The 25,024-nt window shown below is 71.1% G+C and carries 21 protein-coding genes; 15 read left to right on the top strand and 6 right to left on the bottom strand.

What is annotated here, in order from left to right; all coding sequences use genetic code 11:
* Nucleotides 1-70 precede the first annotated feature (70 nt).
* From ABD366_RS13575 to ABD366_RS13550, 6 genes are all read left to right on the top strand, one after another.
* Nucleotides 71-856, top strand: coding sequence for a redox-sensing transcriptional repressor Rex (locus tag ABD366_RS13575; protein ID WP_324774412.1), 786 nt, complete (start codon nt 71-73; stop codon nt 854-856).
* A complete protein-coding gene (locus ABD366_RS13570; protein WP_324774414.1) occupies nt 853-2,508 on the top strand; it encodes a glutamyl-tRNA reductase in 1,656 nt (551 codons plus the stop codon). The genes ABD366_RS13575 and ABD366_RS13570 overlap by 4 nt, the downstream gene beginning before the upstream one ends.
* The gene (hemC, locus tag ABD366_RS13565; protein ID WP_324774416.1) at nt 2,505-3,470 is read left to right on the top strand and encodes a hydroxymethylbilane synthase; all 966 of its coding nucleotides are present in this window, start codon (nt 2,505-2,507) and stop codon (nt 3,468-3,470) included. The genes ABD366_RS13570 and hemC overlap by 4 nt, the downstream gene beginning before the upstream one ends.
* The gene (locus ABD366_RS13560; protein WP_324774418.1) at nt 3,467-5,143 is read left to right on the top strand and encodes a bifunctional uroporphyrinogen-III C-methyltransferase/uroporphyrinogen-III synthase; all 1,677 of its coding nucleotides are present in this window, start codon (nt 3,467-3,469) and stop codon (nt 5,141-5,143) included. Before hemC ends, ABD366_RS13560 begins: the two co-directional genes overlap by 4 nt.
* A gap of 108 nt (nt 5,144-5,251) precedes the next feature.
* Nucleotides 5,252-6,244, top strand: a complete 993-nt coding sequence (gene hemB / locus ABD366_RS13555; protein ID WP_324774420.1) for a porphobilinogen synthase — start codon at nt 5,252-5,254, stop codon at nt 6,242-6,244.
* Nucleotides 6,245-6,289: 45 nt separating this feature from the next.
* Nucleotides 6,290-7,453, top strand: coding sequence for a winged helix DNA-binding domain-containing protein (locus tag ABD366_RS13550; RefSeq protein ID WP_324774422.1), 1,164 nt, complete (start codon nt 6,290-6,292; stop codon nt 7,451-7,453).
* Between the two features lie 125 nt (nt 7,454-7,578).
* On the opposite strand, the gene ABD366_RS13545 is transcribed toward ABD366_RS13550, so the two are convergent.
* From ABD366_RS13545 to afsR, 3 genes are all read right to left on the bottom strand, one after another.
* A complete protein-coding gene (locus ABD366_RS13545) occupies nt 7,579-8,235 on the bottom strand; it encodes a DUF4232 domain-containing protein (RefSeq protein ID WP_324774424.1) in 657 nt (218 codons plus the stop codon).
* 414 nt (nt 8,236-8,649) lie between these two features.
* Nucleotides 8,650-8,826 (bottom strand): regulatory protein AfsS, encoded by a 177-nt coding sequence (gene afsS / locus ABD366_RS13540; RefSeq protein WP_324774426.1) that lies wholly within the window; start codon nt 8,824-8,826, stop codon nt 8,650-8,652.
* Between the two features lie 218 nt (nt 8,827-9,044).
* Complete coding sequence (gene afsR / locus ABD366_RS13535) at nt 9,045-12,038, bottom strand: SARP-family global regulator AfsR (protein WP_324774429.1); 2,994 nt, start codon at nt 12,036-12,038, stop codon at nt 9,045-9,047.
* A 218-nt stretch (nt 12,039-12,256) separates the two neighbouring features.
* Here afsR and ABD366_RS13530 point away from each other — a divergent pair, with 218 nt between their 5' ends.
* From ABD366_RS13530 to ABD366_RS13505, 6 genes are all read left to right on the top strand, one after another.
* On the top strand, nt 12,257-13,519 hold the full coding sequence (locus ABD366_RS13530; protein WP_324774431.1) for an amidohydrolase family protein: 1,263 nt from the start codon (nt 12,257-12,259) through the stop codon (nt 13,517-13,519).
* Nucleotides 13,520-13,620: 101 nt separating this feature from the next.
* Nucleotides 13,621-14,547, top strand: coding sequence for an LLM class F420-dependent oxidoreductase (locus ABD366_RS13525; RefSeq protein ID WP_324774433.1), 927 nt, complete (start codon nt 13,621-13,623; stop codon nt 14,545-14,547).
* Between the two features lie 52 nt (nt 14,548-14,599).
* A complete protein-coding gene (locus ABD366_RS13520; protein WP_324774435.1) occupies nt 14,600-15,385 on the top strand; it encodes an SDR family NAD(P)-dependent oxidoreductase in 786 nt (261 codons plus the stop codon).
* Between the two features lie 122 nt (nt 15,386-15,507).
* Nucleotides 15,508-16,629: an LLM class flavin-dependent oxidoreductase gene (locus ABD366_RS13515; RefSeq protein WP_324774437.1), complete on the top strand. Its 1,122-nt coding sequence runs from the start codon at nt 15,508-15,510 to the stop codon at nt 16,627-16,629.
* A 254-nt stretch (nt 16,630-16,883) separates the two neighbouring features.
* Nucleotides 16,884-18,623 (top strand): N-acyl-D-amino-acid deacylase family protein, encoded by a 1,740-nt coding sequence (locus ABD366_RS13510; protein WP_324774439.1) that lies wholly within the window; start codon nt 16,884-16,886, stop codon nt 18,621-18,623.
* Nucleotides 18,620-20,080, top strand: coding sequence for an aldehyde dehydrogenase family protein (locus ABD366_RS13505; protein ID WP_324774441.1), 1,461 nt, complete (start codon nt 18,620-18,622; stop codon nt 20,078-20,080). Before ABD366_RS13510 ends, ABD366_RS13505 begins: the two co-directional genes overlap by 4 nt.
* Before the next feature lie 3 nt (nt 20,081-20,083).
* On the opposite strand, the gene ABD366_RS13500 is transcribed toward ABD366_RS13505, so the two are convergent.
* Nucleotides 20,084-20,458, bottom strand: a complete 375-nt coding sequence (locus tag ABD366_RS13500) for a DUF397 domain-containing protein (protein WP_324774443.1) — start codon at nt 20,456-20,458, stop codon at nt 20,084-20,086.
* A gap of 10 nt (nt 20,459-20,468) precedes the next feature.
* The gene (locus tag ABD366_RS13495; protein WP_324774445.1) at nt 20,469-21,314 is read right to left on the bottom strand and encodes a helix-turn-helix domain-containing protein; all 846 of its coding nucleotides are present in this window, start codon (nt 21,312-21,314) and stop codon (nt 20,469-20,471) included.
* Between the two features lie 192 nt (nt 21,315-21,506).
* Here ABD366_RS13495 and ABD366_RS13490 point away from each other — a divergent pair, with 192 nt between their 5' ends.
* On the top strand, nt 21,507-21,953 hold the full coding sequence (locus tag ABD366_RS13490; RefSeq protein ID WP_324774447.1) for an ATP-binding protein: 447 nt from the start codon (nt 21,507-21,509) through the stop codon (nt 21,951-21,953).
* Between the two features lie 35 nt (nt 21,954-21,988).
* A complete protein-coding gene (locus ABD366_RS13485) occupies nt 21,989-22,243 on the top strand; it encodes a hypothetical protein (RefSeq protein ID WP_324774449.1) in 255 nt (84 codons plus the stop codon).
* A gap of 93 nt (nt 22,244-22,336) precedes the next feature.
* Here ABD366_RS13485 and ABD366_RS13480 read toward each other — a convergent pair whose 3' ends face one another.
* Nucleotides 22,337-23,911, bottom strand: coding sequence for a CehA/McbA family metallohydrolase (locus tag ABD366_RS13480; protein WP_324774451.1), 1,575 nt, complete (start codon nt 23,909-23,911; stop codon nt 22,337-22,339).
* A 197-nt stretch (nt 23,912-24,108) separates the two neighbouring features.
* Between ABD366_RS13480 and ABD366_RS13475 the strand changes: the two genes are divergently transcribed.
* Nucleotides 24,109-24,978, top strand: a complete 870-nt coding sequence (locus tag ABD366_RS13475) for an LLM class F420-dependent oxidoreductase (RefSeq protein WP_324774453.1) — start codon at nt 24,109-24,111, stop codon at nt 24,976-24,978.
* Nucleotides 24,979-25,024: the final 46 nt, after the last annotated feature.

The following is a 25,024-nucleotide window of genomic DNA, read 5'->3' as shown; positions in this document are numbered from 1 at the left end:
AGCCTGCATTCGACGGGGCGGTCCAGGAACGCAGAGCCGCCCGCAGCCCCGCTCTACCCGCAGGAGCACCGTGGCAACTGGCCGAACTCACCGACCGGCGACCCGCAGCCGAGGAATTCCCGAGGCCACCGTCGCCCGTCTCCCGCTGTACCTCCGAGCCCTCACCGCTCTGTCGGAACGCTCGGTACCCACGGTCTCCTCCGAGGAGCTCGCGGCCGCGGCGGGCGTCAACTCCGCGAAGCTGCGCAAGGACTTCTCGTACCTCGGCTCGTACGGGACCCGCGGTGTCGGCTACGACGTCGAGTACCTCGTCTACCAGATCTCACGCGAGCTGGGCCTCACGCAGGACTGGCCGATCGTGATGGTCGGTATCGGCAACCTGGGTGCCGCGCTTGCCAATTACGGCGGTTTCGCCTCGCGCGGGTTCCGCGTGGCGGCCCTCATCGACGCCGACCCGGCGATGTCCGGCAAGACCGTGGCCGGCATGCAGGTGCAGCACGCCGACGACCTCGAGAAGATCATCGACGAGAACGGCGTCTCCATCGGCGTCATCGCGACCCCGGCCGGCGCCGCGCAGCAGGTCTGCGACCGTCTGGTCGCCGCCGGTGTCACCTCCATCCTGAACTTCGCGCCGACCGTCCTGTCCGTGCCGGACGGTGTCGACGTACGCAAGGTCGATCTCTCCATCGAGCTGCAGATCCTCGCCTTCCACGAGCAGCGCAAGGCCGGGGAGAGCGCGATCGAGGCGGCCGAGGGTGCCGTGGGCGTCGAGGGGCCCGCCGCCAAGGTCACCAAGCCCACCGCCAACGACCGCAAGGGACCCGACGGGGACGTGCCCGCCGTGATGCCGGCATGAGTCTCCTCGTCGTAGGGCTGAGCCATCGCAGCGCCCCGGTCAGCATCCTGGAGCGGGCCGCGCTCAACGCGGACGCCCAGGCCAAGCTGGTGCAGGACACGCTCGTCGCCGAGCCGGCCGCCGAGGCCGCGCTGCTCGCGACCTGCAACCGCATCGAGCTGTACGCGGACGTGGACAAGTTCCACGCCGGTGTCGCCGAGCTGTCGACGCTGCTCGCGCAGCACAGTGGCGTAGGTCTGGAAGAGCTCACTCCCTATCTTTATGTGCACTACGAGGACCGGGCGGTGCACCACCTGTTCTCGGTGGCGTGCGGGCTCGACTCGATGGTCGTCGGCGAGGGCCAGATCCTCGGGCAGATCAAGGACACGCTCGCCAGGGCGCAGGAGCTGCACTCCGCGGGCAAGCTCCTCAACGACCTGTTCCAGCAGGCCCTGCGGGTCGGCAAGCGCGCGCACTCCGAGACCGGGATCGACCGTGCCGGTCAGTCCCTGGTCACCTTCGGGCTCGAGCAGCTCGCCGCCGGGGAGCCGGTGGCCGAGTGGGCGGCGGGCAAGCGGGCGCTGGTGATCGGCGCGGGCTCGATGTCGTCGCTGGCCGCGGCGACGCTCGCGCGGGCCGGAGTGGCCGAGGTCGTCGTCGCCAACCGCACCCTCGAGCGCGCGGACCGGCTCGTAGAGATCTTGGGCGAGGGCGGTACGGCCGCCCGCGCCGTCGCCATGGATGCCGTGGCGGACGAACTGACACGTGCCGACGTCGCCATCTCCTGCACCGGCGCGACCGGTCTGGTCCTGACCGCGGACGCCGTACGCGCGGCCGTCGCGGGCCGTACGCCGACCGCGGGCGGCGACGTGCCGCCCCAGGCGTCACCCGCCGGTGCCAAGGCCGCGGTCGACGGCTGCCCCGTCGACCCGGGTGCCCCCGTGCGCGGCGGGTTCTCGGTCGAGGGCGAGGCGGCGGTCGCCGGGCTCGACGCGGCCGAGCTCGAGCAGCACGGCGCCTGGGTGGACAACGCGCCGGGCGAGCGGGTGCGGCCCTCCGAGGCCGACACCATCGCCGCCCTCGCCGCCGCGGGCCGGGTGCCCGAGATGCGCCGTGAGCGGCAGCCGGAGCCGGTGCGGCGGGTCGCGCTCGCCCTGCTCGACCTGGCGATGCCGCGTGACATCGACGGCGCCTCGCACCGGATCGACGGGGTCCGCCTCGTCGACATCGAGTCGCTCGCCGACGCCTCCGCCGACGCCCCGATGGCCGCCGACGTGGACCAGGTGCGGTCCCTCGTGGCCGACGAGGTCGCCGCGTTCGGTGCCGCCCAGCGGGCCGCGCACATCACGCCGACCGTCGTCGCGCTGCGTGCGATGGCCGCGGATGTCGTCACGAACGAGATCGCCCGGCTCGACGGCCGGCTGCCCGGCCTCGACGAGAAGCAGCGGGCGGAGATCACCCAGACCGTGCGGCGCGTGGTGGACAAACTGCTGCACGCGCCGACCGTACGGGTCAAGCAGCTGGCCGCCGAGCCCGGCGGTGCCGGGTACGCGGACGCGCTGCGGACCCTGTTCGACCTGGACCAGGAGACGGTGGCATCCGTCTCCCGGGCCACCCCCCGAGACCGTGAATCCGCTACCGGCACGGTAGGCAAGAATCGAGGCCCGGCATGACCGCCGCCGACAAAGCACTGAGGCTGGGGACCCGGCGCAGCAAGCTGGCCATGTCCCAGTCCGGGCATGTCGCCGAAGCCGTACGCCAGTTGACCGGCCGTGAGGTCGAGCTGGTGGAGATCACCACGTACGGGGACACCTCCCGTGAGCACCTCGCGCAGATCGGTGGGACGGGTGTCTTCGTCACCGCTCTGCGGGACGCGCTGGTGCGCGGCGAGATCGACTTCGCCGTGCACTCGCTGAAGGACCTGCCGACCGCGCAGCCCGAGGAGCTCACGCTGGCCGCCGTGCCGGTGCGCGAGGACCCGCGGGACGTGCTGATCGCGCGCGACGGCCTGAAGTTCACCGAGCTGCCCGCAGGTTCCCGGGTGGGTACGGGTTCGCCGCGCCGCATGGCCCAGCTCAACGCGTACGCGCTGAGCCACGGACTCACCATCGAGACCGTGCCGATCCGCGGGAACATCGACACCCGCATCGGCTACGTCGAGAAGGGAGAGCTCGACGCCGTCGTCCTGGCGGCGGCCGGGCTCAGCCGCATCGGTCGCACGGCGGAGGTCACCGACTTCCTCGCGACCGACATCGTCCTGCCCGCCCCCGGTCAGGGGGCACTGGCAGTCGAGTGCACCGCCGAGAACGGCGCACTCGCCGCCACGCTCGCCGAGCTGGACGACCCGTTCACCCGGGTCGCCGTGACCGCCGAGCGAGCCCTGCTCGCCGCCCTGGAGGCCGGCTGCAGTGCACCTGTGGGTGCGCTGGCCGACCTTCTGGCCGACGGGCAGATTGCCAACGAAATGCGCCTGCGCGGCGTCGTCGGTACCCCCGACGGCACCGAGCTGGTGCAGCTGTCCACCACCGGTCCCGTGCCCTCGTCCCAGGACGAGGCGCTGGCTCTCGGGCGGGAACTCGCCGCCGAGATGCTGGCCAAGGGTGCGGCCGGTCTGATGGGGGAGCGAGCACTTTGAGCCCCACCACGCCTCAATCGACCGCCTGCGCACCTGGGCACGTCACCTTCCTTGGTGCCGGTCCCGGTGACCCAGGACTCCTGACACTACGCGCCGTGGAGGCCCTGGCCCGAGCGGATGTGCTGATCGCCGAGCCCGAAGTGCTCGACGTCGTGCGGACGCACGCCGGCGCGGGCGTCACCGTGCTCGACGCGGGCACGCCGGGGCGGACGGCAACCGCTGACGGGGCGTCAACTGCCGTCGTGGTCCCGGCTCTGAGGGACTGGGCCAATCTTGTCATGGAGGCCGCGCGGGGCGGCAAGCGGGTCGTGCGTGCGGTGCCGGGCGACCCCGGTCTCGACACGTACGCGGCCGAGGAGATGCTCGCCTGTGCCACCGCGGGCATCGACTTCGAGGTCGTGCCCGGTGTCGCCGCCGCCGTCGGTGTGGCCGCGTACGCCGGTGTCCCGCTGCGGGACGCGCAGGGCGCCGACGTGCGGTTCGTCGACGCCCGGACGGCCTCCGAGCGCTGCTGGACCGAGGTCGGCGCGTCCGACGGCACGGTCGTCGTGTCGACGACGCTCGACTCGGTGGCGGCCGCCGCCGGGGAGCTGGTCGCGGCCGGCCGCAAGCCGGACACCCCGCTGTCCGTGACCGTCGCCGGTACGACGACGCGCCAGAAGACCTGGACGGCGACGCTCGGCACGATCGCGCAGACGCTGAAGCAGGCCAAGGTGCTGCCGTCGCCGGAGGGCAACCGTCCGGTGATAGCCGTGGTCGGTGAGCGTTCCGCTGCCGCCCAGCGCGAGCAGTTGTCGTGGTTCGAGTCCAAGCCGCTGTTCGGCTGGAAGGTGCTCGTCCCGCGCACGAAGGAACAGGCGGCCTCGCTCTCCGACCAGCTCAGGTCGTCCGGCGCGGTACCGCACGAGGTCCCGACGATCGCCGTCGAGCCGCCGCGTACGCCGCAGCAGATGGAGCGCGCGGTCAAGGGCCTGGTCACGGGCCGCTACGAGTGGATCGCCTTCACCTCCGTCAACGCGGTCAAGGCGGTACGCGAGAAGTTCGAGGAGTACGGACTCGACGCGCGTGCCTTCGCCGGGATCAAGGTCGCGGCGGTCGGTGAGCAGACGGCGAACGCGCTGATCGCGTTCGGCGTCAAGCCGGACCTGGTGCCGAGCGGCGAGCAGTCGGCCGCAGGGCTCCTGGAGGACTGGCCGCCCTACGACCCGGTCTTCGACCCGATCGACCGGGTGTTCCTGCCGCGTGCGGACATCGCCACGGAGACGCTCGTCGCCGGGCTCATCGAGCTGGGCTGGGAGGTCGACGACGTCACGGCGTACCGGACCGTGCGCGCCTCGCCGCCGCCGGCGGAGACGCGTGAGGCGATCAAGGGCGGCGGCTTCGACGCGGTCCTGTTCACGTCGTCGAGCACGGTACGGAACCTGGTCGGTATCGCGGGCAAGCCGCACAACGTGACGGTGATCGCCTGTATCGGCCCCGCCACCGCCAAGACCGCCGAGGAGCACGGCCTGCGGGTCGATGTGATGGCTCCGGAGCCGTCGGTGCACAAGCTGGCCGCGGCGCTCGCGGAGTTCGGTGCCCGGCGCCGGGACGCGGCGGTCGAGGCCGGTGATCCGGTGACCCGGCCGAGTGAGCGGCGGCCGGGGGCGCGGCGCAGGCGCGCGGCTCCGTAGGACAGAGTGGGGGCGGGTGCCCGGCTTCGGCCGGGGGCCCGCCCCGCTTCATTGACGCAACTGGGCGTCGGTACACGCAGGCAGACGTAGGTACGAGGTGACAGTGCAGTGACTCGGTACGGCTCTTTCCCCGGTTCGCGGCCCCGGCGGTTGCGCACGACTCCCGCCATGCGGCGCATGGTCGCCGAGACGCGGCTGCATCCGGCCGATCTCATCCTGCCCGCGTTCGTGCGGGAAGGGATCGACGCGCCGGTCGAGATCGGTTCGATGCCCGGTGTGTACCAGCACACGCGGGACTCGCTGAAGAAGGCGGCGGCCGAGGCCGTGGAGGCGGGCGTCTCCGGGATCATGCTGTTCGGTGTGCCCCTTGAGGAGAAGAAGGACGGCGCCGGCACGGTCGGCACCGACCCGGACGGCATCCTCCAGCAGGGGCTGCGGGACGTACGGGCCGAGGTCGGGGACGAGCTGATCGTCATGTCCGACCTGTGCCTGGACGAGTTCACCGACCACGGCCACTGCGGTGTCCTCGACGAGCAGGGCCGGGTCGACAACGACGCGACGCTCGAGCGGTACGCCGAGATGGCGCAGGTCCAGGCGGACGCGGGCGCGCACGTGGTCGGCCCGTCCGGGATGATGGACGGTCAGATCGGCGTGATCCGCGACGCGTTGGACCAGATCGGCCGCGAGGACGTGGCGATCCTCGCGTACACGGCGAAGTATTCGTCGGCGTTCTACGGCCCGTTCCGTGAGGCTGTCGGCTCGTCGCTGAAGGGTGACCGCAAGACGTACCAGCAGGACCCGGCCAACACCCGGGAGTCCCTGCGGGAGCTGGCGCTCGACCTGGAGGAGGGCGCCGACATGGTCATGGTCAAGCCGGCCGGGCCCTACCTCGACATCCTGGCCAAGGTCGCCGGTGAGGTGGACGTGCCGGTGGCCGCGTACCAGATCAGTGGCGAGTACTCGATGATCGAGGCGGCGGCGCAGCGCGGCTGGATCGACCGGGACCGGGCGATCATGGAGTCGCTGACCGGGATCAAGCGGGCGGGCGCGAACATGATCCTGACGTACTGGGCGACCGAGGTGGCCCGGCGGCTGGGCTGAGCCCCAGGAGTTTCCGTTGCGAGGCGTGCCGGGAGAATCCCTGGCATGACAGCGATCACTGAGCGCGCCCTCAACAGGTCCACTCTCGCCCGGCAGTTGCTCCTGGAGCGGCAGCCGCTCGGGATCGAGGACGCGGTACGGCGGGTTGTCGCGCTACAGGCGCAGCAGCCCGCTTCGCCGTATGTGGCGCTGTGGAACCGGGTGGCGGGGTTCGCGCCGGCGGAGCTGGACGCCGCCCTCGCCGGGGCCCGGGTGGTGAAGTCGACGCTGATGCGGATCACGCTGCACGCGGTGCACGTCGACGACTACGCCGCTTTCCGCGCGGCGGTGGAGCCGACGGTACGGGGTGCGCGGCTACGGGATCCGCGGTTCAAGGCGTCGGGGCTGACGGAGGCGGACGCGGATGTGCTGCTGCCCGGCCTGCTGGCGCGGGCCGAAGTGGCGGGCACCTCGGCCGAGTTGGGTGAGCGGCTGGCTCAAGAGGCAGGTGTGGAGGGCTCGTTGACGCCGACGGCCTGGCGGATGCTGAGGCAGTACGCGCCCCTGTGGCACGAGCCGGTCCAGGGGGCTCCGTGGGCGTACGTGTCCGGCAGCGGGCAGCGGTTCGTGGCGGCGGGCCGGGCGCACCGTCCGGTTCTGCGGGACCCGGAGGTGGTGGCGGAGGGGCTGAAGGTGCTCGTGAGCCGCTACTTGGAGGGGTTCGGGCCGGCGTCCGTGGCGGACATGGCGCAGTTCGGCCTCGTGCAGAAGGGACGGGTGCGGGCGGCGCTCGGCGACGACCTGGAGGAGTTCGCGGGGCCCGGCGGGACGGTGCTGTACGACGTGCCGGGCGCTGTCCGTCCGTCGGGGGAGGTTCCCGCGCCGCCGCGTCTGATGGCGATGTGGGACAGCGTGCTCCTTGCCTACGCCGACCGGGGCCGGGTCCTCGCCCCCGAGTACCGCAAGCACGTGACCCGGGTGAACGGGGATGTGCTGCCGACGGTGCTTGTGGACGGGTACGTGGCCGGGGTCTGGCGGATGGCGCCGGACGGCACGGGCGTCGAGGTGGGCGCGTTCCGGCCGCTGCCCGGGGAGGTCTGGGAGGCGCTGGAGGAGGAGGCGCGGGGGTTGCGGGGGCTGTTGACGGGGCGGGATGCGGCGGCGTACCGGCGTTATGACCACTGGTGGGTGAAGGGGCTGCCGGTGGTGGAGACGCGGGTGTTCGGCTAGCGGTTGCTGGTGCTGTTGCTGTTGCTGTTGCTGGTGCTGGTGCTGGTGCTGGTGGGTATGAGTCTTGGGCTGCGGGGCCCGGCCGGCTGTGCGGCCGGGCGTGTCCGCGGCGTACCGGCTGTCGGTTACTGCTTGCCCGTGCCGACCGGGTCCACCGTGACGCCCGCGTCGGAGGGGCTGTCGGAGGCGGGGAGGTTGATCGCGACCGTCAGGGTCTTGGAGTGGGTCTCGTTGGGCGGGGTGACGACGAGCCGGGTGATGTCCACGCCGGAGCCGCCGGTGTCGTTGCGCGGGTAGTGCAGCGTGAAGCGGGTCTCCTCGCCGGACTTGAGGGCGACGGCCGGGGCGGCGAGCTTGCTGCGCCCGGCGTTGATGGCGCCCTTGCCGTCGTCGACCTTGAGGTCGACTCCGGGGAAGCCCTTGAGGGTGCAGGCGTCGCCGCCGGTGTTCTTGAAGGCGACGGTGAACGTGCCCTCGCCCATGCCGTGGGTGCCGCTGACGGCGAGGTTCGAGGTCTTGCAGTTGCCGGTGGTGATCTGGCCGCCGCCGCTGCCTTCGGCGGAGTCCGTGGTGGTCGCGGCGCCGCTGCCGGATGCGCTGCCGCCCGTGTTCCCGGAGCCGGAGTCCTGGGAGCCGGAGCCTTCGGAGGAGGACGAGGACCCGCTCGCCGTGGAACCGGAGTCGTTCCCGCTCGCGGCGGAGTCGTCGCCGCCCTGGCAGGCGGTGAGCGAGAGGCCGGCGACGAGGGCCAGGCCAGCGAGGGTGAGCTTGTGGGCGCGCATTGTTTCTTCCTTGCGGTCGGGTGCCGGGCGCCGGAGGCCGGGTGCCGGGTGCCGGGTGCTCGGCGGGAGCGGGCGTCACTGATCACTGGCGTACTGATCACTGGCGTTGCTGATCACTAGGACCCGCTCGGGGCGCCCGGCCGTTCCCTGCGACCGTTCCCTCATACATGGCTGTTACACGATTTCGTCCCGGGCGCGCGGGACGGGGCCTGTGGCCGGGGCCGCCGGGACAGTTCCGTGACGGGGGAGGCCTTGCGCCGGGCTGCCGTCACGACCTCTCCACGAGGCGGTCACCGGAACCGCGTACACGCGCGAAAAAGGGGGCCGAGCTTTCGCTCGGCCCCCTGCAGATGACTCGGCCGCGGCGGCTCCCCCTCCGCGCCGCCGCGGCCGATCCCCGTCGGGAAGGAAGTTCTAGTTGGCACCCACGGCCGGCGGGGCCGGTGAGTGCTGGTCCATGGTGGTGATCTCGGAGTCCGCCGGCGGGGCGGGCGAGTGCTGGTCCATGGTGGTGATCTCGGTGACGGCCGGCGGCGCGGGAGAGTGCTGGTCCTGCGTGGTGAATTCGGTGTCCTTCTCGATTTTGCTCATCGTGCGAACTCCCTGAGTTGATCGGCGCTCCAGAGGAAGCGCCCGTTCGGCGACTCCCCCGAGGGTCGCCGAACGGGCGTTCCGGGGGGCCTCACAGTAGCTGTGAGGCCCGAGAGATCCGTCTGCCCCCCGACGCGACGGATCGTCGTGGTCCGAGACTGGCAGGGAGCAATAAACAAACGATGAACGGCTCGGCCCTGCCCGGGGCCCGGCCTCGGCTAGAGCGCGGCGACCGGCCGGGTCAGCAGGCGGCGCACCTCGTCGGCCTCGGCCGCTCCGGCCGGTTCGTGGATCGCCAGCGCGTCGACCCAGCAGGCGCGGGCCCGGTCGGACTGGCCCAGCGAGGCGAGCGCCTTGCCCAGCAGGACCAGGGCGTTGGCGCGCATCCAGTCGCCGCCTATGCAGCCGGTGGCCAGTGCCTGTTCCGCGTGCTGTGCGGCCTGTGCGTGACGCAGGGCCTTGAGGTGGACCTCGGCGATACGGAAGTGCGTCGTGCCCTCCCACAGCCGCTGGCGGCTCTCCAGGAAGATACGCAGGGCCTCGTGCAGCTGCTCCAGCGCCGCGGGGAGCCGGTCCGCCTGGGTGAGGACGATGCCGGACGCGTAGCGGGCGTTGGCGAGACGCACGGTCAGCCCGAGGTCGTCGTAGATCTCTATGCCGCGCTGGACCAGTTCGACCGCCTCGTCGCTGCGGCCCATCGAGGCGAGTACCCGCGAGAGGTTGCAGACCGCGCTCGCCTCACCGGGCCGGTTGCCGTCGGCGCGGAAGGCCTCCACGGCCCTGAGCAGGTAGATCTCCGCGTCGGCGTAGCGGCCCGTGCAGTTGGCGATGATGCCGCGCTGGTTGGGCGCGCTGCTGCTGCTCCACGGGTCGTCCGTGAAGTCCTGGCAGAGCACGTCGGCCTGCCGGGCCTCGTGCTCGGCCTCCTCGAAGAGGCCCGCGTGGCTGAGTACCTGAGCCAGGGTGATGCGCGCCCGCCTCTCGGCATGCGCGTCGTTCACCCGTGCCGCGGCGTCCCGCGCGGCCATCGCGGCCGTCTCGTAGCGGCGGGACCCCGCGCCGGACTCCGACAGATCGATGGCGGCCAGGAGCAGGTCGACCGCGCGGCGCAGAGTGGCCGGCTTCAGGCACTGCAGTACGCAGGCGAGCAGGCACTCGGCCTCGGTGTGCAACCAGTCGAGGGCTTCGGAGGTGTTGACGAAGGACTGCCCCGGATACGTGGTCGGTTCGAGGTGGGTGACCGTCCGGTCCCCGGGCCGCTCGGCCGCGTAGGAGTGGGAGGCCGTCGCCAGATAGAAGTCAAGCAACCGCGACATCGCCGCCTCCCGCTCCACCGCCGGCAGCTCGTCCCGCTGGGCGCACGCACGCGCGTAGAGCCGGACCAGGTCGTGGTAGCGGTAGCGGCCGGGAGCCGCTGATTCCAGGAGGGAGGTGTCGACCAGGGACTCCAGGAGGTCCTCGGTCTCCTCGATGTCCAGGTCGAGGACGGCCGCGGCCGCGGCCAGGGAGATGTCGGGGCCGTCCGCCAGGCCGAGCAGGCAGAACGCGCGCGCCTGGCCGGGCTCCAGATGCCCGTAACCCAGCTCGAACGTGGCCTTCACCGCCAGGTCACCGGCCTGCAGTTCGTCCAGGCGGCGCCGCTCGTCGGCCAGCTTCGCCGCGAGGACCGCCACCGTCCACGTGCGGCGGGCCGCGAGGCGGGACGCCGCGATGCGGATGGCCAGGGGGAGGAAGCCGCAGGCCGCCACCACGTCGAGGGCCGCTTCCCGCTCCGCCGTCACCCGCTCCCGGCCGACGATGCGGGTGAAGAGCAGGAGGGCTTCCTCGGGGGACATCACGTCCAGGTCGACGAGGTGGGCGCCGACCAGGTCGACCATCCGGACCCGGCCCGTGATCAGCGCCGCGCAGCCCTCCGTGCCGGGGAGCAGGGGCCTGACCTGGGCCGCGTCCCGCGCGTTGTCCAGCAGGACCAGGACGCGGCGGCCGTCGAGGGCCGAGCGGTACAGCGCCGCCCGCTCCTCCAGGGAGTCCGGGATCGACGTGTCGGGTGTGCCGAGGGCGCGCAGGAACGAGCCGAGGACCGTCTCCGGCTCCGCCGCCCGTGCGCCGGCGCCCTGGAGGTCCACGTACAACTGGCCGTCGGGGAAGGCGGACCGGGAGGCGTGCGCGACGTGCACGGCCAGCGTCGTCTTGCCGACACCGCCGATGCCCGCCACGGCCGAGACGGCCATGACCGAGCCCGTGCCCGCCTCCGAGGACGCCGCGGACAGCACCTCGCTCAGCTCCGTGACGAAGGAGGCCCGGCCGGTGAAGTCCGGGACCGTCGCGGGCAGCTGGGCGGGGCGCAGTGGTGTCGAGGTGGGTTCGGCGGCGGGCGCCGAGGGTTCGGCCAGGGCCGGGTCGGCCCGGAGGATGCGCTGCTGGAGCTCGGAGAGGCCCGGGCGGGGGTCGACGCCGAGCTCGTCCGCGAGCAGCCGGCGCGTGTCCGCGTAGACCGCGAGCGCCTCGGCCTGGCGGCCGGACCGGTAGAGCGCCAGCATCAGCAGCTCGCGCAGCCGCTCCCGCAGGGGGTGGGCGGCGGTCAGGGCCGTCAGTTCGGAGACGGCCTCCGCGTGGCAGCCCTGCTCCAGGTCCATGTCGAGGCGGGACTCCAGGAGCTGGAGGCGCCATTCCTGCAGGCGGGCGCGGTGCGTCTCGGCGTACGGGCCGGGGACGTTGGCCAGGGGCTCGCCGTCCCACAGGCCCAGCGCCTTGTTCATCAGGCTGCGGGCCTGGCACAGGTCGTCGGCCTGGCGGGCCTTCTCGGCGTCCGACACGAGCGATTCGGCGGCGGTCAGGTCCAGGGCGTCCGGGCTCGAGGCACGGATCGCGTACCCGCCCGCCTCGCTGACCAGGACTCCCGCGTCCAGGGCCTTGCGCAGCCGCGAGGCGTACGTGCGGATCGCGGCGAGCGCCTGCTGCGGGGACTCGCCGCCCCAGACCGCGTCGATCAGCTCCCCCGCCGTCGCCGTCCTGCCGTCGCGCAGGAGGAGGGCCGCGAGGAGCGCCCGCTGCTGGGGCGAGCCGGTCGCCAGCGGTTCGCCGCCGCGCCAGGCCCGGACCGGGCCGAGCACGCTGAAGCGCAGGTCGGAGCCGGCGGCCGGTGGCACGTCCGGGAGCTCCCCGGCCGCGCCCGGACGCCGCTGCTCCGGTACCCGCGCTCCACCGTCCATCGCTGCCCCCTGCCGCACCAGCACCGGTCACTGCCGTTTTGAGGTCGTCCAGGCGGCGCGCCGCCAAATAGACGGGCCGTCAAAAGACAACCCCGCCAGTTTGCCTTGTTCCTGCCGGATACGTCAGCCGTGGGAGACAGCCATCACAGAGACCTCACGCGTACGAACCCGAACATCTGCTAGCTGACGGGTCGTCAGATCGGCGCTACCGTGAGCGCATGGAGACCACGGAGACCGGAAACACCCGCCATGCCCCGGAATCAGTCGACTTCCCCAGGATCATTTCCGTCGATGACCACACCGTCGAGCCTCCGACCGTCTGGTCCGACCGCCTCCCGAAGAAGTACCTCGACAGCGGACCCCGCATCGTGCGCGCGCCCCTGAAGGAAATGTCGTTCCTGGGAGGCAAGTTCGCGCCCGTCATGGGGGCGCCCGGCGACGACGGCCCGATCGGGGACTGGTGGATCTACGAGGACCTGCACCGGCCGCTCACCCGCCTCGACACCGCCGTCGGATACGACCGGGACGAGATCAAGCTCGAGGTCATCACGTACGAGCAGATGCGCAAGGGCTCCTACGACGTCCCGTCCCGCCTCGCCGACATGGACGTCAACCACGTCCAGTCCGCCCTCTGCTTCCCCACCTTCCCGCGCTTCTGCGGCCAGACCTTCACCGAGGCCCCGGATCGTGAACTCGGGCTGCTCAGCGTGCGCGCGTACAACGACTGGATGGTGGACGAGTGGTGCGGGCCCGAGGCGCACGGACGTCTCATACCGCTGACCCTCGTCCCGCTCTGGGACGCGGAGCTCGCCGCCGCCGAGGTGCGCAGGAACGCCGCCCGGGGGGTGCGCGCCGTAGCCTTCTCCGAGATCCCGCCGCACCTCGGGCTGCCCAGCATCCACGGCGACGACTGGGATCCGTTCCTCGCCGCCTGCGCCGAGACCGGCACCGTCATCGCCATGCACATCGGGTCGAGCAGCAAAATGCCGTCCACGTCCGCCGACGCGCCGCCCGCCGTCGGCTCCACCATCACCTTCGCCAACTGCTGTTTCTCGATGGTCGACTGGCTGATGAGCGGCAAGTTCGAGCGCTTCCCGGGGCTGAAGATCATGTACGCCGAGGGGCAGATCGGCTGGATCCCGTACATCCTGGAGCGCGCCGACGTGGTGTGGGAGGAGAACCGAGGCTGGGGCGGCGTCGCCGACAAGGTCAGGAAGCCGCCGAGCGAGTACTTCGCCGAGCATGTCTTCGGCTGCTTCTTCGACGACGCGTTCGGGCTGAAGAACCTCGACTCCATCGGTCTCGCCAACGTCCTCTACGAGACCGACTACCCGCACTCCGACTCCACCTGGCCGAAGTCCAGGGAGGTCGGCGAGGCGCAGATGGGGCATCTGGACGCCCGGACCGTCGAGCGGATCGTGCGGGGGAACGCGATCGAGCTGCTCGGGTTGACGGAGGCGGGGTTGTGGCGGCCGGCCTGAGTCCCCACGTGAAATGAGGCGATGACCCTTGTCTGATGGTACGTCAGGTATCAGGATGTCCGGCATCCATAATTGACGGTCCGTCAGGTAGGGGTCCGGGTATGACGCGGCTCGCGTACGGGATACAGCTCCCGATCCAGTCCCAGAGCACCATGTACGCCGAACCCTGGGAGGCGGATGCGGGCCCCGGCGACCTCGCCGAACTCGCCCGCGCCGCCGACCGGGGCGGCTTCGACTACATCGCCTGCTGCGATCACGTCGCCATCCCGCGCCGGCTCGCCGAGGCCATGTCGACGACCTGGTACGACCCCGTCGCCACCCTCGCCTTCCTCGCGGGCGTCACCGAACGCGTGCGGCTGCTCAGCCACGTCGCCGTCGTCGGGCTGCGCCATCCGCTGGTCTCCGCCAAGCAGTACGCCACCCTGGACCACCTGAGCGGCGGGCGGCTGATCCTCGGGGTCGGGGCCGGGCACGTACAGGAGGAGTTCGAGGCGCTCGGGGTGGACTTCGAGCGCCGCGGGGCCGTGCTCGACGAAAACGTGGACGCGCTGAAGGCCGCGCTCGGGCCCGACGAGTTCCCCACGTACAAGGGTGAGTTGTACGCCTTCGAGGGGCTCGGGCAGCGGCCACGGCCCGCCCAGGCGCGGGTCCCGGTGTGGGTCGGCGGATCGTCGGCCCCGGCCGTCCGGCGCGCCGCGCTCAAGGGCGACGGATGGCTGCCGCAGGGCGATCCGCGCGACCGGCTGCCGGCGAAGATCGCGACGCTGAAGCGGCTGCGTGCCGAGGCGGGCATCGAGGCGCCCCTCACCGTCGGCGCCATCACCGAACCGCTCTACGTGGGCGCGCCGTCCTGGGACGTCGGGCGGCGCACCGTCTCCGGCGACCCGGCGGCGATCGCCGAGTCGCTGCGCGCGTACGCCGCCATGGGGGTGCGGCAGATCCAGGTGCGGTTCCGCAGTCGCGGGCGGGCCGAACTCGTCGATCAGATGGCGGCGTTCGCGGGCGGTGTCGCGCCTCTACTGGGCTGAACCGTGCTGCCGCACCCCATATAGGGCTGAACCGAGCTGAGGAGTACGGACCATGGGAAAGCTCGACGGGCGTGTCGTCCTCATCACGGGGGCGGCGCGCGGGCAGGGCGAGCAGGAGGCGCGGCTGTTCGCGTCCGAGGGGGCGCGGGTCGTCGTCGCCGACGTGCTCGACGAGCCGGGCGAGAGCGTCGTCAAGGACATCGGGAGCGCCGCTGTGTATGTGCGTCTCGATGTGAGCAAGGAGGCGGACTGGGCCGCCGCCGTGGCCGCCACCAAGGACGCCTTCGGGAAGATCGACGGGCTCGTCAACAACGCGGGCATCCTGCGCTTCAACGAGCTGGTCTCGACCCCGCTGGAGGAGTTCCAGCAGATAGTGCAGGTCAACCAGGTGGGGGCGTTTCTCGGGATTAAGAACGTCGCGCCGGAGATCGCGGCGGCCGGGGGCGGTTCGATCGTCAACACCGCCTCGTACACGGGCGTGACGGGGATGGCGTACGTGGGCGCGTACGCCGCCACCAAGCACGCCATCGTCGGGCTGACGAAGGTCGCCGCCCTGGAGCTGGCCGCGAAGGGGATCCGCGTCAACGCCGTCTGTCCCGGCGCCATCGACACCGCCATGAGCAACCCGGCGCAGCTCGACCCGGCCGCGGACACCGAGGAGGCCGCCGCGGCGCTCGACGGGTTCTACCGCAAGCTCGTGCCGCTCGGCCGGGTCGGAAGGCCGGAGGAGGTCGCGCGGCTCGCGCTCTTCCTGACCGCCGAGGAGGACTCGGCGTACATCACCGGGCAGCCGTTCGTGATCGACGGGGGGTGGCTGGCGGGGGTTTCGGTTCTCTGACCCGAGAGACCCCGGGGGTCTCCTGACGGAGCGTCAGGTATTGACGCCTCACGGGTGCGGTGCGACAGTCGGCACAGCCAATCTGACGAACCGTCAGAAACTGACGAGGACGGTGAACCTCCTTGGAATTCGGACTTTTTGTTCAGGGATATGTGGGCAAGCAGGCGCTGACGGATCCGACCGCCGAGCACCGCGCGCTCATGAACGAGACCGAGTACGTCATCCAGGCGGACAAGTCCGGCTTCAAATACGCCTGGGCGTCCGAGCACCACTTCCTGGAGGAGTACTCGCACCTGTCGGCGAACGACGTCTTCCTCGGGTATCTCGCCCACGCCACCGAGCGGATCCATCTCGGGTCCGGAATCTTCAATCCGCTCGCCCAGGTCAACCATCCCGTCAAGGTCGCCGAGAAAGTCGCCATGCTCGACCATCTCAGCGAGGGGCGGTTCGAGTTCGGCAGCGGGCGCGGGGCCGGCTCGCACGAGATCCTCGGGTTCATACCGGGCGTGACCGATATGAACTACACCAAGGAGATCTGGGAAGAGACCATCGCCGAGTTCCCGAAGATGTGGCTCCAGGACGAGTACGTCGGGTTCCAGGGCAAGCACTGGTCGCTGCCGCCGCGAAAGATCTTCCCCAAGCCGTACGGGAAATCGCATCCCGCCATGTGGTACGCCGCCGGGTCCCCGCCCTCGTACGCCATGGCCGCCAGGAAAGGGCTCGGGGTGCTGGGCTTCAGCGTCCAGAAGGTCTCCGACATGGAGTGGGTCCTCGAGCAGTACAAGACCGCCATCCAGGACGCCGAGCCGATCGGTGACTTCGTCAACGACAACGTCATGGTCACGTCCACGGCCATCTGCGCCGAGACGCACGACAAGGCCGTCGAGGTCGCCGTGAACGGCGGGCTCAATTACCTCCAGTCGCTGGTGTTCCGGTATCACGACACGTTTCCCCGGCCCGAGGGGATTCCTGAGTGGCCGGAGATTCTGCCGGAGTACAGCGCCGAGATCATCGAGTTGCTCATCGCGGAGGAGCTGATGATCTGTGGGGATCCGGATGAGGTGCTCGGGCAGTGCGAGCGGTGGGATCGGGCGGGGGCCGATCAGTTGTCGTTCGGGCTGCCTATCGGGGTTTCGCACGAGGATACGTTGAATTCTATTCGGTTGATCGGGGAGCACGTGATTCCGAAGATCGATACGGATCCGGTCCACCGGACTTCCCGGTTTCGGGGGGCCCGGGGGTGATTCGCTGAGCTGCCCCGGCCTTTCTCCTCCCGGACAGGAAGGTCGGGGCGTTCTTGGTGCTGAGGTTGCGGGGCTCTGCCCCGGGCCCCGCTCCTCAATTGCCGGAGAGGCTGGAATTGGGGCTCTGCCCCATGCCCCGCTCCTCAATCGCCGGAGGGGCTGAATCTGGTTGCGGAGGGGCTGGAATGGGTTGCGGAGGGGCTTGAGTTTGCTGTGCTTGATTTTGCCGGGCTTTAGGTAAGGGGTTCACGATCGTGCTTGATCACCTCATCAAAAGTGCCACCGTCGTCGACGGGACCGGGGCGCCCGCGTTCGTCGCCGATGTCGGGATTCGGGACGGGCGGATCGCCGTCGTCGCCGAGGCCGGCGCTGTCACCGAAGAGGCCCGGGCAGTTGAGGACGCCTCGGGGCTCGTGCTCGCGCCCGGGTTTGTTGATCCGCATACGCACTATGACGCGCAGTTGTTCTGGGACCCATACGCGACGCCGTCGCTGAATCATGGGGTGACCACGGTCGCCGGCGGCAACTGCGGGTTCACGCTCGCGCCGCTGAATCCCGCGCGGCCCGAGGACGCCGACTACACGCGGCGCATGATGTCCAAGGTCGAGGGGATGTCGCTGGTCGCTCTGGAGGAGGGGGCGCCGTGGACGTGGAACTCGTTCGGGGAGTACCTCGACGCGCTGGACGGGCGGATCGCCGTCAACGCGGGGTTCATGGTGGGGCATTGCGCGCTGCGCCGGTACGTGATGGGCGCGGAGGCGGTCGGCGGGCAGCCTTCGCCGGAGCAGATGCGGGCCATGCTCGACCTCTTCCACGAAGCGATGGACGCGGGGGCCTGGGGGTTCTCCACCACCCAGTCGTCCACGCACTCCGACGGTGACGGCAAGCCCGTCGCGTCGCGGCACGCCCTGCCCGCCGAGCTGATCGCGCTGAGCCAGGCCGTCGGGGAGCACGAGGGGACGCAGATCGAGGCGATCGTCGCCGGGTGCCTGGACCAGTTCAGCGACGCCGAGATCGATCTGTTCGTCGAGATGAGCGCGGCGGCCGGGCGGCCGCTCAACTGGAACGTGCTGACCGTCGACGCCGCCGTCCCCGAGCGCGTGCCACGGCAGCTCGGGGCGAGCGAACGGGCACGGAAGGCGGGCGGCCGGATCATCGCCCTGACCATGCCGATCCTGACGCCGATGAACATGTCGCTCGGCACCTTCTGCGCGCTCAATCTCATCCCGGGCTGGGGAGAAGTGCTGGGGCTCCCCGTCGACGAGCGGATCGGCCGGCTGCGGGACCCGGACGTGCGCGCCGAGATGCTGCGGCGCGCCGACAGCAAGGAGGCCGGTGTCTTCCGGCGGCTCACCGACTTCGGCCGGTACGTCATCGGGGACACGTACTCGGGGCCGAACGAGGGACTGACCGGGCGTGTGGTGCGGGACATCGCCGCCGAGCGGGGGCAGGAACCCTTCGAGTGTCTGGTCGAGATCTGCGCCGAGGACCGGCTGCGGACCGTGCTGTGGCCGATGCCGACCGACAACGACCCCGACTCGTGGGCCCTGCGCGCCGAGACCTGGAGCCACGAGGACGTCATGCTCGGCGGCTCCGACGCGGGCGCGCACCTGGACCGGATGTGCGGGGCGCCGTACACGACACGGTTCATCGGGGACTGCCTGCGCGGACGCAGGCTGATGGGCCTCGAAGCGGCCGTGAAGATGCTGACCGATGATCCCGCCCAGCTGTTCGGGCTGCGGGAGCGCGGGCGGGTGCGGGAGGGCTGGCACGCCGACCTCGTGCTCTTCGACCCGGAGACGATCGACGCGGGCAAGGCCACGCTCGTGCACGACCTGCCCGGCGACAGCCCCCGCCTCGACTCCAAGGCCATCGGGATCACCGCCGTGTGGGTCAACGGCGTCGAGGCCATGCGCCACGACGTGGTCACCGGTGCCGTGCCCGGCAAGGTGCTCCGCTCCGGGCAGGACACGCGGACGGTCAGCACCCGGTGAGCGCCGCCCGGAAACTGCTGATCGGCGGTGAGTGGGTCGAGCCGGACGGCGGGCACTACGACGTCGTCGACCCGGCGAGCGAAGCCGTCGTCGGGCACGCGCCCGAGGCGTCCCGGCGGCAGGTGTACGACGCCGCTCGCGCCGCCCGTGATGCCTTCGAGGGGTGGTCGCGTACGGCACCCCGGGAGCGCGCCGCGATCCTCGACCGGGCCGCCGACCTCATCCAGCGGGACTTCTCCTCCCACGCCGAGCTGGCGCAGGCCGAGACCGGGGCCACCAGCGGGACCGCGCGAGGTATGCAGGTCGCGGTGGGTGCCGCCCGTTTCCGGCGGTACGCCCGGGGCGCCCTGGAACCCGTGGAGGAGGGGCTGCCGCCGCAGATCAACGAGGCCGGGCCGATGGGGAGGGCGGGGGTGATCGGCGCCCTGGCCGTCCGGCAGCCCGTCGGCGTCGTCACCTGCATCACCTCCTACAACAACCCGTGGGCCAACCCGGCCGGCAAGGTCGCACCGGCCCTCGCCATGGGCAACACCGTCGTCGTGAAGCCCGCGCCGCAGGACCCGCTGTCCGTGTACCGGATGGCGGACGCGCTGCAGGAGGCGGGCGCGCCGCCCGGCGTCGTGAACGTCGTCAGCGGCGCCGAGGTGGGGGTCGGAGAGGCCGCCGTCGACTCGCCCGACGTCGACATGGTCAGTTTCACCGGCTCGACGGCTGTCGGGCAGCGCATCGGCGAGGTGTGCGGGCGGACCATGAAACGGCAGCTGATGGAGCTGGGCGGGAAGGGCGCCGCGATCGTCTTCGGCGACGCCGACCTCGACTCGGCCGTCGCCGGGATCGGGACGACGTACGCCTTCTACAGCGGGCAGATCTGCACCGCGCCCACGCGGGCCCTCGTGCACCGCTCCGTGTACGACGAGTTCGTGGCGAAACTGACCGCGTACGTGGGCTTCATGAAGGTCGGCGATCCGCGGGCGCAGGGGACGGTCGTCGGTCCCGTCATCTCGGCCGCGCACCGTGAACGCGTGGAGGCGTACGTGGAGTTGGGGCGCAAGGAGGGCGCCACGGTCGTCGCGGGCGGGGAGCGGCCGGGGTTCGGGACGGGCTTCTATGTGGCGCCGACGCTGCTCGCCGACTGCACGAACGAGATGCGGGTGGTGCGGGAGGAGATCTTCGGGCCGGTGGTCGCTGTCGTGCCGTTCGGCGGGGACGAGGACGAGGCTGTCGGCCTCGCCAACGACTCCGAGTACGGGCTCATCGACTACGTCTGGTCCGGCGACGTCGCCCGCGCGTTTCGCGTCGCGCGGCGGTTGCGGGCCGGTGGTGTCGGCGTGAACACCGTCGGGCGCAACATGGAGGCGCCCTTCGGAGGCTTCAAGAAGAGCGGGGTGGGGCGGGACGTCGGCTCGTACGCGCTGCATGCGTACAGCGAGTTGCAGTCGATCGTGTGGCCGGGCTGAGCGTCAGCTTTCGGCTGCGTCGAGGAAGTGGTCGAACTCGCCTGCCTGGACGCCGCGTACGAAGGCGTCCCATTTCGTTCGCGTGGTCGTCACGACGGTGTCCGGGGAGGACGTCTCGCGCAGGTACACCGCGTCGGCGGCGCCGAAGGCGATGCCGATCCGGGGACCGGGGCCGTCCGTGCTTTCGGGGGCGGCGCGGGTCGGGACCTTCTTCAGCGTGTGGAGGAGGGAGGCGAAGGCGGCCGGGGTGGCGGTGAGTATCGCTTCGCGGGGGTCGGATGACTCGGTTATGCGGATGTGGGTGGCGGTGCCGGAGACGTGGACGCAGCTGTTGCCTTCGGGGCAGTAGGACGACTTCTGCCAGTTCGGAGTGCGCATCGTCGGCTCCTTACAGCTCTTGGCTGATGTTGTGGATGAAGTCTTTCGACTTGTCGGGTGGGAGGGATGCCGCCTCCAGGCGGTCGAGCAGTACGCGGTACCTGTGCAACTGCGCTTCGGCGTCGAGGAAGGCGGGGCCGTGCGACTGGTCCAGGTTCACGGTGTCGAGCTGGGGCACGGGGCCCTCGAAGTAGAAGAAGGAATGGCCCGACCCGGGGAGGGACTCGGCCGCGAACGGGAGCACTCGTACGGTGACGTGTTCGCGCTCGTTCAGGTCCAGCAGGTAGGTGAGTTGGGCGCTCATCACGCGCTCGCCGCCGAACCGCATACGCAGGGCGGCCTCGTGGATGATGACCTCTTGCGGGGTGGGCGGGTCCCGGTAGAGGACCGACTGACGCTTCACGCGGAACGAGACCCGGTGCTCGACGTCCGGCGGCGGCAGATCGGGAACGGACTGGCGGAATACCTCGCGGGCGTACTCCGCGGTTTGGAAGAGGCCGGGGATGTGCAGGGTGACGGCCGTGCGCAGGCGGGTGGTGTGGTGTTCGACCTCGGCGAGGTCCAGTAGCCCGGCGGGGAGCATGCCGCGGTACTCCTCCCACCAGCCGCGCGTCCGTTCTCCGGCCATGGCGGTGAGGGCCTGTACGAGAGCCTTGTCGCCGCAGTCGTAATGGCGGGCCAGGGTCCGTACCCGCTCGGGGCTCACACCCATCCGCCCGGACTCGGTGTTGCTGAGCTGATTCTGTTTGATGCCCAGCTGTTGACTCGCCCTGGTGGATGTCAGGCCGGCTCGTTCGCGGAGTTTGCGCAGTTCAGCGCCGAGGCGCTGCTGACGTCCCGTTGGGTTGGTCCGCACGGACTGCGCGCCTCCTTGGTCACTCAGATGAGTGGCTGATTAGGGTTTTCTGCCGGAAAGGATAAGGGCTTCTCCTGCCTGGGTATCTTCGTCTCAGGCGCCTCGTCCAGAAGCACCCCGCTCGACGGAGCGGCCGGGTCACTGGGCACCAAGTTCCGCATCGCCAACTCCTCTCGCTGAACGGAGACTTCGATGTCAACCGTATCGCCGCTGGGTGCCTCACCCGGCCCGGTTCCAGGCACGTACACCTTCCAGCTGCCCCACGACCCCCGGGCCCCGGGCATCGCCCGCGCGGCGCTCAGGTCGGTCCTCGTGGCGTACGGACGGGCCGAACTGGCCGACGATGTCGAGCTGTTGGCGTCGGAGCTGCTCACCAACGCCCACCGGCACACGACGGGCCCGTACGCGCTGCGGATCGGGCCGGGTGCCGTGGACGCGCACCGCGTGCGGGTGGCCGTGTGGGACGGGGAACCCAAGATCCCGCCAGGATTCGGCACCTGCGTGCCCAGCGCGGACCTGACCGCCGAGGAAGGCCGCGGGCTCTTTCTCGTAAGGGCGTACGCGGACGACTGGGGGGCCTACGCCCTCCCGGAGACGTCGGGAGGGAAGCTGCTGTGGGCGGAATGCGGGGTGCGGTAGTGCCTGCCTTGCCTGCGGATGGGGCGCGGTGTGCGATGCCTGTACCCGCGATCAGCACTGTCGGTGATCTGCGGGCGGCGCTTGACCGGTACGGGCTTCCTGGCGACCGTGAGAAGTTCGAGGCTGAACTCGCGGAGGCCACAAGCGTCTCGCCGATCAATGATCTGGAGGGCGTGGCCGCTGTCCTACGGGCATACCGGCATCGCGTCCTGATCCGGAACTCGACCGAGGTGATGTCGGCGTTGGAGGCCGCGCGCCCCGCCGGCCAGAGGGGAGCGGCGCATGACTGACGTGCCCCTTGAAGTGACGAGGGTGCTCCCTGATGAACGGCTCGGGACTCGTGGGTGCCGTTCACCAGGGACGCTTCAGCCGGGCTGGTTTCGTCACGCCCCCAAAAACACCGGGTTCGTGAACGCCGCCAGCGCTCCGGGGAGGCCCGGCACCGACGGGGCGTGGCGGATCTCCGCTCGGACGTATGACGCGTAGGACGGGGTTGTCTGCCAGGTCGCCGTGCCCGTGCCGGAGGCGGGCAGGGCGGGGGACGTGAAGAGGGTGCCCTGGTCCGTGACCAGGTGGAGGGTGCAGCCGGGGGTGCCCTTGACGTCCAGGCGGAGCGTGACCGGGGTGTCGGAGGAGACCGGGAGGCGTTCGCCGATGCCCGCCCGGGCCGCCTTGCCGCCGGTTGCCGTGAAGGTGAGCTCGACGTCCTTGGACTCGGCGACGTAGGAGCGGCCCGCCTTGATGCCCGCCTGGATGGCGTCCCGGGTCAGGGCGTCGGCCAGCACCACCGTCTGGGGGCCGCCGATACGGTCCGGGTCGCGGTGCGAGTCGCTGTTGCCCATCGCCGGGATCCAGCCCGAACGCCGACCCGAACGGGCGTAGGCGACGAGTGTGTTGTCCCAGTCGCCGAGAGAGATCTCGTCGTCCGGGGTGTAGGGGCCGTTCCACACCTCCACCGCGTCCGCCTCGCCGAAGCCGAACTTCCAGCCGCAGCCGATGCACGTCGCGTGCGGATGCGCCGGGACGACGAGGCCGCCCGCCCGGCGGATCTCCTGCGCGTACTTCGCCCAGCGGTTGTCCCGCGCCCGGTAACGCCAGTCGATGAAGGTTTCCGGCTCGGTGCCGAGGGCCAGGACGTGACCGTTGCGCGTCGTGACCTCCTCGCCGAGCATCACCAGCAGATCGTCGCCCGCCACGTCCGCCCAGTGCGCGTGCGAGGAGTGCGTGTTGTGGTCGGACGAGTTGATGAAGTCCAGGCCGGCCGCCCGGGCCAGCGCGCCGATCTCGGCCGGGGTACGGCGGCCGTCCGAGTACCAGGAATGGACATGGCAGTCACCCCGGTACCAGGCACGGCCCCGGCCGCGCGCCCGCTCCGGCGGATACGTGCGGGCCGGCGCCTTCCCGGGCTCCCCGTACGTGAGCGTCACCGTCACCTCGTACGGCAGGCCCTCCGGCGCCACCGTGTACGGGCCCAGCGCGATGTGCCACGTACCGGCGCGCACCGGACCCGGGATGTAGCCGGGCGTCGCGTCGTCGACCCGGATGAAGAACTCCGTGCGCGCGCCGCCCGACCACCCACGGAAACCCCTGCCGCCGAGCGCCGTGCCGCGCTCGTCGAAGATGCCGATGTCGAGCGCGTTGTTCTGCGTGCCGGCCGGGACCGTCGCCTTCGTGTACGTGTAGGAGACCTTGATCTCCCGTACCCCGCGCGGTACCTCCACCGGCAGATACACGAAATCGGGCGCGCCCGGCGGCAGCGTGCCCTTGAGCGACTTGGTGGACTGCGAACCGTCCGGCAAGCCCTCGGTCGAGCCCTCGGACGAGCCGTCGGGCGAGCCATCGGCGGCGCTGGCGAAGCTCATGGTGCCGAGCGTAAGCGCGCTCGCGGCGCCGGTCACGAGCAGCGCGCGTCTACCGAGGCCGGCTTCTTTTGTGCCGAGTTCGTCGTCGGTGCACATATCGCGGCTCCCCAGGGTGTCGGATGTGACAGGTGCGACCCTGGCATTGAGCCGTGAACTCCGGGGCAAGGGAAGGGGAGCGCGGGATTACGGCGGATTACGAGCCACCCGCTCCGAGCATCTGGGGGCCGGACGCTCCGAACATCCGGGGCCCGGCGCCCATGGACTCCTCGCGCCCCCACCGCTACGAATGCCGCATGCGGATCTCGACCACGATCTTCCTGACCGACGAGACCATCACCCCCGTACGCCTCGCCCGCGAACTCGAACAGCGCGGCTTCACCGGCCTCTACCTCCCCGAACACACCCACATCCCGGCCGAACGCACCACCCCGTATCCCAACGGCGGCGACCTGCCCCGCGAATACACCCGGACCCTCGACCCGTTCGTGGCGCTCGGGCAGGCCGCCGCCGTGACCCGGCGCCTCGGCCTCGGAACCGGCGTCACCCTCGTCGCCGAGCACGACCCGATCGCCCTCGCCAAACAGATCGCCACCCTCGACCACCTCTCCGGAGGCCGCTTCACCCTCGGCGTCGGCTTCGGCTGGAACAAGGAGGAAGCCGCCGACCACGGCGTCGACTGGGGCACGCGACGAGAGCTGACCCGGGAACGGATCGGGCTCATGCGCGCCCTGTGGGCCGACGAGCCGACCGCGTACGAGGGCGGTGGCCCCGGGCAGTCCGTACGTGCCAGCCACGCCTTTCCCAAGCCGGTGCGGGGCGGCGCACCCCGCATCCTCGTCGGCGGCGCCGCCGGACCGAAACTCTTCGAGCACATCTGCGCCTACGCCGACGGCTGGATGCCCATCGGAGGCGGCGGCCTCAGCCGGACCCTGCCCGGACTGCGCGCCGCCTGGGAGGCGGCGGGCCGCGACCCCGGGGCCCTGCGGATCGTCCCGTACGCGGTCGTGCCCACGCCCGGGAAGCTCGCGCACTACGCCGGGCAGGGCGTCGAGGAGGTCGTGCTGCAACTGCCGCCCGGCGACGAGACGACCGTCCTCAAGGCCCTCGACGGGTTTCAGCAGTATGTGAGCGGCTCCCACCAGTACGGGGGCGGCTCCCACTAGTACAGGGGCGGCGTCGCCCAGTGCGGGGACGGCTCCCACTAGTACG

This window comes from Streptomyces kunmingensis (genome assembly GCF_039533535.1).
Lineage (GTDB): Bacteria > Actinomycetota > Actinomycetes > Streptomycetales > Streptomycetaceae > Streptomyces > Streptomyces kunmingensis.
This window is presented reverse-complemented; position numbering and strand designations above follow the sequence as displayed.

Coding starts and splice junctions, on each gene's coding strand:
- ABD366_RS13570 (WP_324774414.1), top strand. CDS start 853: ATGAGTCTCCTCGTCGTAGGGCTGAGCCATCGCAGCGCCCCGGTCAGC.
- hemC (WP_324774416.1), top strand. CDS start 2,505: ATGACCGCCGCCGACAAAGCACTGAGGCTGGGGACCCGGCGCAGCAAG.
- ABD366_RS13550 (WP_324774422.1), top strand. CDS start 6,290: ATGACAGCGATCACTGAGCGCGCCCTCAACAGGTCCACTCTCGCCCGG.
- ABD366_RS13545 (WP_324774424.1), bottom strand. CDS start 8,235: ATGCGCGCCCACAAGCTCACCCTCGCTGGCCTGGCCCTCGTCGCCGGC.
- afsS (WP_324774426.1), bottom strand. CDS start 8,826: ATGAGCAAAATCGAGAAGGACACCGAATTCACCACGCAGGACCAGCAC.
- afsR (WP_324774429.1), bottom strand. CDS start 12,038: ATGGACGGTGGAGCGCGGGTACCGGAGCAGCGGCGTCCGGGCGCGGCC.
- ABD366_RS13530 (WP_324774431.1), top strand. CDS start 12,257: ATGGAGACCACGGAGACCGGAAACACCCGCCATGCCCCGGAATCAGTC.
- ABD366_RS13525 (WP_324774433.1), top strand. CDS start 13,621: ATGACGCGGCTCGCGTACGGGATACAGCTCCCGATCCAGTCCCAGAGC.
- ABD366_RS13520 (WP_324774435.1), top strand. CDS start 14,600: ATGGGAAAGCTCGACGGGCGTGTCGTCCTCATCACGGGGGCGGCGCGC.
- ABD366_RS13500 (WP_324774443.1), bottom strand. CDS start 20,458: ATGCGCACTCCGAACTGGCAGAAGTCGTCCTACTGCCCCGAAGGCAAC.
- ABD366_RS13490 (WP_324774447.1), top strand. CDS start 21,507: ATGTCAACCGTATCGCCGCTGGGTGCCTCACCCGGCCCGGTTCCAGGC.
- ABD366_RS13485 (WP_324774449.1), top strand. CDS start 21,989: ATGCCTGTACCCGCGATCAGCACTGTCGGTGATCTGCGGGCGGCGCTT.
- ABD366_RS13480 (WP_324774451.1), bottom strand. CDS start 23,911: ATGTGCACCGACGACGAACTCGGCACAAAAGAAGCCGGCCTCGGTAGA.
- ABD366_RS13475 (WP_324774453.1), top strand. CDS start 24,109: ATGCGGATCTCGACCACGATCTTCCTGACCGACGAGACCATCACCCCC.